The organism is Variovorax sp. GW458-11-26-14-LB1 (genome assembly GCF_059423965.1).
In genome coordinates, this window is sequence record NZ_JBWKYW010000091.1 from 1 (window position 1) to 11,619 (window position 11,619).

The 11,619-nt window shown below is 68.8% G+C and carries 8 protein-coding genes and 1 pseudogene; all 9 read left to right on the forward strand.

All coding sequences use genetic code 11. The annotated features are described in order from the left end of the window. Window positions 1-93 precede the first annotated feature (93 nt). Window positions 94-873, forward strand: a complete 780-nt coding sequence (locus AC07YS_RS31480; RefSeq protein ID WP_083259231.1) for a sulfite exporter TauE/SafE family protein — start codon at window positions 94-96, stop codon at window positions 871-873. A 186-nt stretch (window positions 874-1,059) separates the two neighbouring features. Continuing rightward, window positions 1,060-2,673 (forward strand): xanthine dehydrogenase small subunit, encoded by a 1,614-nt coding sequence (gene xdhA, locus AC07YS_RS31485; RefSeq protein ID WP_495270248.1) that lies wholly within the window; start codon window positions 1,060-1,062, stop codon window positions 2,671-2,673. 2 nt (window positions 2,674-2,675) lie between these two features. Further along, the gene (xdhB, locus tag AC07YS_RS31490; protein WP_495270247.1) at window positions 2,676-5,135 is read left to right on the forward strand and encodes a xanthine dehydrogenase molybdopterin binding subunit; all 2,460 of its coding nucleotides are present in this window, start codon (window positions 2,676-2,678) and stop codon (window positions 5,133-5,135) included. A gap of 94 nt (window positions 5,136-5,229) precedes the next feature. Further along, complete coding sequence (locus tag AC07YS_RS31495) at window positions 5,230-6,225, forward strand: LysR family transcriptional regulator (RefSeq protein ID WP_159274497.1); 996 nt, start codon at window positions 5,230-5,232, stop codon at window positions 6,223-6,225. Window positions 6,226-6,301: 76 nt separating this feature from the next. Then, on the forward strand, window positions 6,302-7,699 hold the full coding sequence (locus tag AC07YS_RS31500) for an NCS2 family permease (protein WP_062477503.1): 1,398 nt from the start codon (window positions 6,302-6,304) through the stop codon (window positions 7,697-7,699). A gap of 99 nt (window positions 7,700-7,798) precedes the next feature. After that, window positions 7,799-9,349, forward strand: coding sequence for an ABC transporter ATP-binding protein (locus tag AC07YS_RS31505; protein ID WP_495270246.1), 1,551 nt, complete (start codon window positions 7,799-7,801; stop codon window positions 9,347-9,349). Beyond that, complete coding sequence (locus tag AC07YS_RS31510; RefSeq protein ID WP_489061926.1) at window positions 9,336-10,499, forward strand: ABC transporter permease; 1,164 nt, start codon at window positions 9,336-9,338, stop codon at window positions 10,497-10,499. The genes AC07YS_RS31505 and AC07YS_RS31510 overlap by 14 nt, the downstream gene beginning before the upstream one ends. A gap of 3 nt (window positions 10,500-10,502) precedes the next feature. Further along, on the forward strand, window positions 10,503-11,423 hold the full coding sequence (locus AC07YS_RS31515; RefSeq protein WP_070061710.1) for an ABC transporter permease: 921 nt from the start codon (window positions 10,503-10,505) through the stop codon (window positions 11,421-11,423). A 52-nt stretch (window positions 11,424-11,475) separates the two neighbouring features. Then, window positions 11,476-11,619, forward strand: a pseudogene (locus AC07YS_RS31520) (BMP family ABC transporter substrate-binding protein); the annotation flags it as partial.

Genomic DNA, 11,619 nt, shown 5'->3' on the forward strand with positions numbered 1-11,619 from the left:
CCCGATCCCCGTCCGAATGTCCGTCCCGCATCCCCTTTCCCCCGTCTCCCTTCACCGTCCCGCAAGCTTCGGCGCGCGCTGACGAAACCCCCGGTGCAAGCGATTCTTTCCGGGGCCGTCCCGGTCCTGATCTTCATGGCCTGCGTGGGCCTGGCCACCTACGCGCAGAACCTCACGGGCTTTGCGTTCAGCCTCATCCTGCTGGGCCTCGTGTCGGTGTTCGACATCGCCAGCGTGAACGACGCGGCCAATGCCGCGACCGTGCTGAGCCTCATCAACGCCTGGACCTACTTCCGCGCGCGCCCCGGCCCCGTGCCCTGGCAGCTCATGAAGCCCGCGCTCAACGGCAGCACTGTCGGCGTCATCGTCGGGCTCATGCTGCTCGTGTGGCTCAGCGGCAGCGCCGTGTCGTGGCTGCGGGGCCTGCTGGGCGTGTCGATCCTGATCTGCGCCGTGCTGCTGTTGCTGCAGGGCAAGCCGCTGCCGGCCGTGTCGGGCCGCACCAGCTTCGCCCTCATCGGCGGGCTCTCGGGCGTGCTGGGCGGGCTGTTCTCGGCCTCGGGCCCGCCCATCGTCTTTCACATGTACCGCCAGCCGCTGGACCGCGAACTCGTGCGCCGCGCGCTGCTGCTGATGTTCGCCTTCAACTCGCTCGTGCGGCTCGTCATCGTGGTGCCCACGGGCCACTTCTCGTGGCACTCGGCGCTGCTGGCCGGCTGCGCCATGCCCGTCGTCTACGCCGCGACGCGGCTGCACCACCGCCTGCCCAACAAGCTGCAACCGCGCACCTTGCAATGGCTGGTCGCCGGGCTGCTTTTCGTGGCCGGCGTGACGCTGCTGGCCACCGCCTGGACCGCCATCGCACACGGCTGAAAAACGGCTGAAAACCCTCGGTTTCCGGCGTGGCCCGGGAATTGCAACGTCAATCCAAGGGTTTCCCCGGACGTGGCATACCGACCCTCACATACGCGTTATGGGCGTGCCCGTATGCAAGACCCCACGCAAGCCGCTAACGTCCATGACTGGCCCATGACGGGCCGCCCACGAGCCTGAAAAAGCATGAGCACCGAGAGCAGCAGTACACCGATTCAACCGATCCGCTTCTTCCATCGCGGAAAGATCGTCGACGTCAGCGGGGTCCATCCGACCCGCTCGGTGCTCGATTGGCTGCGCGAGGACGCGCGCTGCACCGGCACCAAGGAAGGCTGCAACGAAGGCGACTGCGGCGCCTGCACCGTCGTCATCGGCGAGCTGGCCACCGACGCCCACGCGCCCGGCGCGGTCGACGGCCTGCAGCTGCAGACCGTCAACGCCTGCATCCAGTTCCTGCCCACGCTGCACGGCAAGGCGCTGTTCACGGTCGAAGACCTCAAGGGGCAGTGCGCGTCGCAATGCAAGCCCAAGGCCGACGCCCCGGCCAAGCACGCTGTCCACCCGCTGCACCCCGTGCAGCAGGCCATGGTCGACTGCCACGGCTCGCAGTGCGGCTTCTGCACGCCGGGCTTCGTGATGTCGCTGTGGGCCACCTACGAACACCACCAGGCCGAGGGCACGCAGCCCACGCGCCAGCAGCTGGCCGACGACCTGTCGGGCAACCTGTGCCGCTGCACCGGCTACCGCCCCATCCTCGACGCCGGCCAGCGCATGTTCGACCTGCCGGCCGTGCGCCTGGACACCGCGCCCGTGGTGGCCGCGCTCACCGCGCTGAAGAACGACGGCCTGGACTACGCGGCCCCGCTGGGCGCCCGCGTCGACCACTTCCACGCCCCCAAGACCCTGGCCCAGCTCGCCGCGCTGCGCGTGCAGAAGCCGCGCGCCCAACTGCTGGCCGGCTCGACCGACGTCGGCCTGTGGGTCAACAAGCAGTTCCGCGACCTCGGCGACATCATCTATGTCGGCGACGTGGCCGAGATGAAGACCGTGGAAGAGCGCGCCGACGAGCTGTACATCGGCGCCGGCGCCTCGCTCGAAGCCGCCTTCGGCGCGCTGGTCGAGCGCGTGCCCAGCCTCGCCGACGTGTGGCTGCGCTTTGCCTCGCCGCCGATCCGCCACGCCGGCACCATGGGCGGCAATGTCGCCAACGGCTCGCCCATCGGCGACTCGCCGCCGGTGCTGATGTCGCTGGACGCCGAGATCGAACTGCGCCGCGGCGACGTCGTGCGCCGCATGCCGCTGCCCGCGTTCTACCTCGACTACATGAAGAACGAGCTGCAGCCCGGCGAGTTCGTGCAGGGCCTGGCCGTGCCGCTGGCCGCCATGCGCCGCCAGGTGCGCGCCTACAAGATCAGCAAGCGCTTCGACTGCGACATCTCCGCGCTGTGCGCGGGTTTCGCCATCGAACTGGAAGCCGGCAGCGACACGGTGAAGGCCGTGCGCCTGGCCTTCGGCGGCATGGCCGCCACCGTCAAGCGCGCCGCCAACGCCGAAGCCGCGCTCGTGGGCAAGCCCTGGACGCAGGCCAGCGTGGCCACCGCCAAGCTGGCGCTGGCACAGGACTTCAAGCCGCTCTCGGACATGCGGGCCTCGGCCGACTACCGCCTGCAGGTGGCGCAGAACCTGATCCAGCGCCTGTGGCTCGAAACCCGCACGCAGGACGCGCTGTCCATCGAAGAAACCAGCGTCTGGAGCGTGATGCCCCATGTCGTTGCCAAGGTTGCGGCGGAAGGACTCTGACCATGAACAAACCCATCGACGCCCGCCTGCTGCAGCCCGCCGAGGCCTTTGCCGACTACCTGAAGAACACCGCCGCCCGCATCGACGTGGGCGCCGAAGCGCTGGCCCACGGCCGCGGCATGCGCGTGGGCATCAGCCGCCCGCACGAGTCGGCGCACCTGCACGTGGCCGGCGAGGCCACCTACATCGACGACATTCCCGAACTCGCCGGCACGCTGCACTGCGCGCTGGGCCTGTCGCCGGCCGCCAACGGCCGCGTGACGGCGCTGTCGCTCGACGCCATCCGCGCCATGCCCGGCGTGGTCACGGTGCTCACCGCCGACGACATTCCCGGCACCAACGACTGCGGCTCGATCATTCACGACGACCCGATCCTGCTGCCCGTGAACGACGGCGGCCAGATCCGCTACCTCGGCCAGCCGGTGTTCGCCGTGATCGCCGAAACCCGCGATGTCGCGCGCCGCGCCGCCGCCAAGGCCAAGGACGCGATCACCCTCGAGGCGCAGCCGCCCGTCATCACGCCGCAGGACGCGCATGCGCGCGGCCAGTACGTGGTGCCGCCGATGCACATCGTGCGCAGCGGCGGGGCCGCCAACGGCGGCGACGAGGCCGCCGTGCGCGCCGCCATCGCGAAGGCACCGCACCGCCACAGCGCCACGCTCGACGTGGGCGGGCAGGAACAGTTCTACCTCGAAGGCCAGATCAGCTACGCCATCCCGAAGGAGGGCGGCACGCTGCACATCCACTGCTCGACGCAGCACCCCAGCGAGATGCAGCACCTGGTGGCGCATGCGCTGCACCTGTCCTCGAACGAGGTGCATGTGGAATGCCGGCGCATGGGCGGCGGCTTCGGCGGCAAGGAATCGCAGTCGGCGCTGTTCGCCTGCGTGGCGGCCATTGCGGCGCGCCAGCTGCAGCGCCCCGTGAAGCTGCGGCTGGACCGCGACGACGACTTCATGATCACCGGCCGTCGCCACTGCTTCTGGTACGAGTACGAGGTGGGCTACGACGACGAGGGCCGCATCCTCGGCGCCGAGATCACGATGGTGTCGCGCGCCGGCCATTCGGCCGACCTGTCGGGCCCGGTGATGACGCGCGCGCTGTGCCACTTCGACAACGCCTACTGGCTGCCCAACGTGAGCATGCACGGCTTCTCGGGCAAGACCAACACGCAGAGCAACACCGCGTTCCGCGGCTTCGGCGGCCCGCAGGGCGCCATCGCCATCGAGAACATCATGGACTCGGTGGCGCGCGAACTGAAGCGCGACCCGCTCGACGTGCGGCGCGTCAACTTCTACGGCAAGGGCGAGAACAACGTCACGCCGTACCGCCAGACCGTGACCGACAACATCGTCCACGAACTCGTGGCCGAGCTGGAGGAAACCAGCGACTACCGCCTGCGCCGTGAAGAGATCGCCGCCTTCAACGCCAAGAGCCCGGTGCTCAAGCGCGGCCTGGCGCTGGCGCCGCTGAAGTTCGGCATCTCGTTCAACGTGAAGCACTTCAACCAGGCCGGCGCGCTGGTGCACGTGTACACCGACGGCTCGATCCTCGTGAACCACGGCGGCACCGAGATGGGCCAGGGCCTGAACACCAAGGTGGCGCAGGTGGTGGCGCACGAGCTGGGCGTGAGCTTCGAGCGCGTGCGCGTCACCGCGACCGACACGACCAAGGTGGCCAACACCTCGGCCACGGCCGCCTCGACCGGTGCCGACCTGAACGGCAAGGCCGCGCAGGACGCCGCCCGCCAGATCCGCGAACGCCTGGCCGCCTGCGCCGCCGAACGCCATGGCGGCAACGCCGCCGACGTGCGCTTTGCCAACGACCAGGTCGAAGTGAACGGCCGCACGCTGGCCTTCAGCACCGTGGTGGGCGAGGCCTACCTCGACCGCAAGCAGCTGTGGTCCGACGGCTTCTACGCCACGCCCGGCCTGAGCTGGGACAAGGACAAGATGCAGGGCCGCCCGTTCTACTACTACGCCTACGGCGCGGCGGTGAGCGAGGTGGTGGTGGACACCCTCACCGGCGAATGGAAGCTCTTGCGCGCCGACATCCTGCACGACGCGGGCAAGTCGCTGAACCCGGCCGTGGACATCGGCCAGGTCGAGGGCGCCTTCATCCAGGGCATGGGCTGGCTCACCACCGAGGAGCTGGTGTGGCATCCGCAAAGCGGCAAGCTCACCACGCACGCGCCCAGCACCTACAAGATCCCGACGGCCAACGACTGCCCGCCGGTGTTCAACGTGCGCCTGTTCGAGGGCCAGAACTTCGAAGACTCGATTCACCGCAGCAAGGCCGTGGGCGAACCGCCGCTGTTGCTGCCGTTCTCGGTGTTCTTCGCGATCCGCGATGCCGTGTCGGCCGCGGGCGGGCACCGGGTCGATCCGCCGCTGAAGGCGCCGGCCACGAGCGAATCCATCCTCCGCGCCCTGACCGCGGTGCAGGCAGCCTCTGGCGAATGAGCACCGGCCGTGCTCGCACGGTCCGAGCGTCCTTCCGTTCTCCAAATGTTGCGCTGTATAACTGTTCGCACAGACAAGAAAGGTGTGAACAGCCATGAGAGACCAGGCGCTTTTCGACAAGATCGACCTTCATCTGATTCGGGTGCTTCATACCGTGCTGACCGACCGCAGCGTCTCGCGCGCCGCCATCCGCCTGGGCATGTACCAGCCGGCCGTCTCGGCCGCGCTGAAGCGCCTGCGCGAGCTGTCGGGCGACCCGCTGCTGGTGCGCTCGGGCTCGGGCATGGTGCCCACCGACGCGGGGCTGCGGATGATCGAGCCCGCGGCCAGCATTCTTCGGGCGGCCGAGATGCTGTTCTCGGATGCGCGCGGTTTCGAGCCGCAGTCGGCGGCCACCACCTTCCGCATCGCGGCCAGCGACTACATGGACCCGCTGTTCTTGCCGATGCTGGTGGCGCAGGTCAAGCGCGAGGCGCCGCTGTGCCAGATCGAGATCCATGCGCTCTCGCCCGATTCGGACTACCACGGGCACCTCGCGCTCGGGCAGGTCGACCTGGTGATCGGCAACTGGCTCAAGCCGCCGGAAGACCTGCACATGGCGCGCCTCTTCGGCGACGAGGTGGTGTCGCTGGTCAACCAGGACCATCCGGCCGTGCGCCGCGGGTGGGACCTGGAAACCTGGCTGGCGGCCGAGCACATCGCGCCCACGCCCATGCACCCGGGCGGGCGCGGCATCATCGACCAGATGCTCGACGAGCTGGGCCGGCAGCGCAACATCACGGCGCGCTGCGCGCACTTCAGCCTCATCCCGGACATGGTGGCCTCGAGCCTGCTGGTGCTGACCACCGGGCGCCAGTACTGCGAGCGCTTTGCCGCGCGGCTGCCCGTGAAGATCCTCGAGTGCCCGGCCGCCTTGCCGCGCCTCATGTACTACCAGCTCTGGCACGAACGCACCCATTCGTCGAGTTCCGCGCGCTGGCTGCGCGAATGCATCAAGGGCGTGGCGGCGTCGCTGCGGCCCGGCTTCGATGCCGCGCCCGCCGCCACTGCCCGAGCCCTGCCGGCTGAGCCGCTTTCCGATCCTCCCTGAGCCCTCCGTCGCGCCGGCGTCGCGACCGAGGCAACGATGAACGAACCGCCACATACAACAGCTGGAGACAAGCGAAATGAACAGGTATGAAGAGGTGCCCAAGGCCACCACTCCCCGGGCCGCCGGGGCCACCGAGGCGGCGCCGTTGCGTGCGGCCACCGCACCGGCCAACGCCGGTCTGCTGGAACGCTTTTTCAAGCTGACCGAGCACAACACCACCGTGCGCACCGAAGTCATCGCAGGGCTGACCACCTTCCTGACGATGGCCTACATCATCTTCGTGAACCCGTCGATCCTCGGGGACGCGGGCATGCCCAAGGGCGCGGTCTTCGTCGCCACCTGCCTGATCGCGGCCATCGGCACGCTGATCATGGGCCTGTACGCCAACTACCCGATCGCCATGGCGCCGGGCATGGGCCTGAACGCCTACTTCGCCTACGTGGTCGTGCTCGGCATGGGCTACACGTGGCAGACCGCGCTGGGCGCGGTGTTCATCTCGGGCTGTCTGTTCCTGATCGTGACGGTCACCGGGTTGCGGGAGCTGTTCATCGCGGGCATACCGCAGTCTTTGCGAACGGCGATCACCGTGGGCATCGGCATGTTCCTGGCGCTCATCGCACTCAAGAGCGCGGGCGTGGTCGCGGCTTCGCCGGCCACCTTCGTCACGCTGGGCGACCTGCACTCGGCTCCCGTGATCCTGGCGACCATCGGCTTCCTCATGATCGTGGCGCTCGACCGGCTCAAGGTGCGCGGCGCCATCCTGATCGGCATCCTCACGGTGACGGTGCTGTCGTTCTTCTTCGGTGGCAACAAGTTCCACGGCGTGTTCGACGCACCGCCGTCCATCGCGCCCACCTTCATGCAGCTGGACATCCTGAGCGCGCTCAAGGGCGGCATCCTGAACGTGGTGCTGGTGTTCTTCCTGGTCGAGATGTTCGACGCCACCGGCACGCTGATGGGCGTGGCCAAGCGCGCCGGCCTGCTGGTGCCGGGCAAGATGGAACGCATGAACAAGGCGCTGCTGGCCGACAGCGGCGCGATCTTCGCGGGCTCGCTGCTGGGCACGTCGAGCACCACGGCCTACGTGGAAAGCGCAGCCGGCGTGCAAGCCGGTGGCCGCACCGGTCTCACGGCCGTGGTGGTGGCGGTGCTGTTCCTGGCCTGCCTGATGATCTCGCCGCTGGCGGGCTCGGTGCCGGCCTACGCCACCGCACCGGCGCTGCTGTTCGTGGGCTGCCTGATGCTGCGCGACCTGGTCGAGCTCGACTGGGAAGACACCACCGAGGTAATTCCGGCGGCCGTCACGGCGCTGGCCATGCCCTTCACCTACTCGATCGCCAACGGCCTGGCCTTCGGCTTCATCACCTACGCCGTGCTCAAGCTGTGCACCGGCCGGGCACGGGAAGTGCATGCGATGGTGTGGGTGATCGCGGCGATCTTCCTGTTCAAGTTCGCCTACATCGGCGGACACTGAAGGACGCGCCGTCGGGCGCCGATGGTCGCGGGGACGCTATTAAACTTATAGCTGTCCCCGCTTGTTGATGTTGAACGAGACAAACCCACGAAACCCGGCATGACAACCCCCAGACTCCAGCTGGCGCACATCACCAAGCGGTACCCCGCGGTGGTGGCCAACAGCGACATCTCCCTGGCCGTGCAGCCCGGCGAAATCCATGCCGTGCTCGGAGAGAACGGCGCGGGCAAATCGACCCTGATGAAGATCATCTACGGCTCGGTCAAGCCCGACGAAGGCACCGTCACCTTCGACGGCCAGGCGGTGAACCTGCGCAACCCGCACCAGGCGCGCGCGCTGGGCATCAGCATGGTGTTCCAGCACTTCAGCCTGTTCGACACGCTCACCGTGGCCGAGAACGTCTGGCTGGGCCTGGACAAGTCGCTCGCGCTGGCCGAGGTGGCCCGTAGCATCACGGCCAAGGCCAGCGAGTACGGGCTGGACATCGACCCCTCGCGCCCCGTGCACACGCTGTCGGTGGGCGAGATGCAGCGGGTGGAGATCATCCGCGCGCTGCTCACCAACCCCAAGCTGCTGATCCTGGACGAGCCGACCTCGGTGCTCACGCCGCAGGCCGTGATCCGCCTGTTCGGCGTGCTGAACAAGCTGGCCTCGGAAGGCTGCAGCATCCTGTACATCAGCCACAAGCTGCACGAGATCCAGGAGCTGTGCACGGCCTGCACCGTGCTGCGCGGCGGCAAGGTCACGGGTGTGTGCAACCCGCGCAACGAGAGCACCGAGTCGCTCTCGCGCCTCATGATCGGCAGCGAGCCGCCGCCGCTGCAGCACCGCCCGCTGCATGCCGGCGCGGTGGCGCTGCGCGTGCAGGGCCTGAAGCTGGCGCGCGAAGACCAGTTCGGCGTCGACCTGGACGGCATCTCGTTCGACGTGCGCGCGGGCGAGGTCGTCGGCATCGCCGGCGTCTCGGGCAACGGCCAGAAGGAACTGCTGTACACGCTCTCGGGCGAGGACGTGCGCGCCGAGCCCGCCATGGTGCGCGTGTTCGACCAGCCGGCCGGCCGGCTGCGCCCGCGTGCGCGGCGTGCGCTGGGCCTGCATTTCGTGCCCGAGGAACGGCTGGGGCGCGGTGCCGTGCCCACGCTGGGCCTGGCGCACAACCTGCTGCTCACGCGCAGCAACGCGGTGGGCAAGGGCGGCTGGATTCGCACCGCCGAGCTCGACAAGCAGGCGCGTTCCATCATCGATCGCTTCAAGGTGAAGGCCGGCGGCCCGGGCGCGGCGGCGCGCTCGCTGTCGGGCGGCAACCTGCAGAAATTCATCGTCGGTCGCGAGATCGACGCCAACCCCAAGCTCTTCATCGTCTCGCAGCCCACCTGGGGCGTGGACGTGGGCGCGGCCGCGCTCATCCACGCCGAGATCCTGGCGCTGCGCGACGCCGGCTGCGCCGTGCTCGTGATCAGCGAGGAGCTGGACGAGCTGTTCAACATCTGCGACCGGCTGCACGTGATCGCCAAGGGGCGGCTGTCGCCCTCGATCGACCGCGCGGCGGCCACGCTGCCGCAGATCGGCGAGTGGATGAGCGGCCTGTGGCCGCAGGCACAGCCCCACCAGAACAACAACACGAAGGAGGGCGCGCATGCTCAAGCTTGAACCCCGCCCGGAGCTGTCGCGCTTCTGGAGCTATGGCTCGCCGATCCTGGCGCTCTTGATCACCGTGCTCATCGGCGTGGCGCTGTTCGCCGCGCTCGGCAAGGACCCGGTCAAGGGCCTGCAGGTGTTCTTCTACGAGCCGATCAAGAGCGGCTACGCCATCGGCGAGCTGATGGTGAAGGCCACGCCGCTGCTCATCATTGCGCTGGGCCTGGCCGTGTGCTTTCGCTCCAACGTCTGGAACATCGGCGCCGAAGGGCAGTTCGTCTGCGGCGCCATCGCGGCGGGCGGCGTGGCGCTGCTGGCCGACAAGAGCACCGGCAGCTGGATCGTCGTGGCCATCCTGCTGGCGGGCATCGGGGGCGGCATGGTGTGGGCGGGCATCGTCGCGTTCCTGCGCGACAAGTTCAACGCCAACGAAATCCTCGTGAGCCTGATGCTGGTCTACGTGGCCACGCTGATGCTGAGCTACCTGGTCTTCGGCCCCTGGAAAGACCCGCAGGGCTACAACTTCCCGCAGACCAAGACCTTCGAGGCGGTGACGCAGATCCCGCGCCTCATGAAGGGCTCGCGCGTGTCGATCGGGCTGATCATCGCGCTGGTCGGCGCGGGCGCGCTGTGGGTGTTCCTGTTCCGCACGCGCGCGGGCTTCGCGCAGCAGGTCGGCGGGCTGGCGCCCGCGGCGGCGCGCTATGCCGGTTTCTCGGCACGCCGCGCGGTGTGGATCGCGCTGCTCACCTCGGGCGGCGCGGCCGGCCTGGCGGGCGCGCTCGAAGTGGCGGGCCCCATCGGCCAGCTCACGCCCTACGTGCCCGCGGGCTACGGCTTCGCGGCCATCATCGTGGCCTTCGTCGGGCGGCTGCATCCGGTGGGCATGATCTTCTCGGCCATCCTGATGAGCATGTTCTACATCGGCGGTGAACTCGCGCAGTCGCGCCTGGGCCTGCCCAAGTCGCTCACCGGCGTGTTTCAGGGCCTGCTGCTGTTCACGCTGCTGGCCTGCGACACGCTCATCGCGTACCGCATCCGCCGCAAGGCCGGCGCCAAGGCCGCGACGCTGACCACGAGTTCGCTGCAGGTCAGCACGCCGATCACCGCGCCGACCGCGCCCGTTGCGCCGACCGCGCGTGCCACCGAAGGAGGGCTCTGAACCATGGAAAGCTACGCACTCCTGCTGGGCTCGACCCTGAGCGCGGGCACCGTGCTCGCCATCGCGGCGCTGGGCCTGTTGATCAACGAGAAGGCCGGCGTCGTCAACCTCGGCGCCGAGGGCATGATGCTGTGCGCCGCCATCGCGGGCTTCGCGACGGTGGTCATCACGCACAACCCCTGGCTCGGCTTTCTGGCCGGCATGGCGGCCGGCGCGCTGCTCGCGGCCTTCTTCGGCGTGCTCGTGATCTGGCTCAACACCAACCAGTACGCCACGGGGCTGGCGCTGAGCCTGTTCGGCGTCGGCTTCTCGGCCTTCGCGGGCATCAGCTTCGTGCAGGCCAAGCTGCCCGAGAGCACGCCCTTCGCCATTCCCGTGCTGGCCGACATTCCGCTGGCCGGCCCGGCGCTGTTCCGGCACCACCCGATGGTGTACGTGGCCGTGCTGCTGACCATCGGGCTCATCTGGTTTTTGTACCGCACCCGCGCCGGCCTCGTGCTGCGCTCGGTGGGCGAGTCGCCCGAGTCGGCGCATGCGCTGGGCTACCCGGTGCGGCGCATCCGCTTCCTGGCGGTGATCGCGGGCGGCGCGCTGTGCGGGCTGGCGGGCGCGTACCTGTCGACCGTGTACACGCCGCTGTGGGTCGAGGGCATGGTTGCCGGCCGCGGCTGGATCGCGCTGGCGCTGACCACCTTCGCCACCTGGCGCCCGATCCGCGTGCTGCTCGGCGCCTACCTGTTCGGCGGCGTCTCGATGCTGGGTTTCCACCTGCAAAGCAGCGGCGTCGACGTGCCCTCGCAGTTCCTCAGCATGGCCCAGTACATCGCCCCGATCGTGGTGCTGGCGCTGATCTCGCGCAACCCCGCCTTCATCCGCATCAACATGCCGGCCTCGATGGGGAAACCGTTCTACCCCGGCTCATAATCGCGTTCTCGTTTTTTTGCCAACCCGTCCTTTTCTTCCGAGGATTTCGACAATGAATGATCTGAACAAGCGTTCCCTTCTCAAGCTCGCCGCCCTCACCGCGGTGGCTTCGGCGGCCCTCATCGGCTGCGGCAAGAAGGAAGAGGCGGCCACCGCCTGGGCGAGCGTGAGGCCCCGCGCGCGCAAGGTGCCGAGC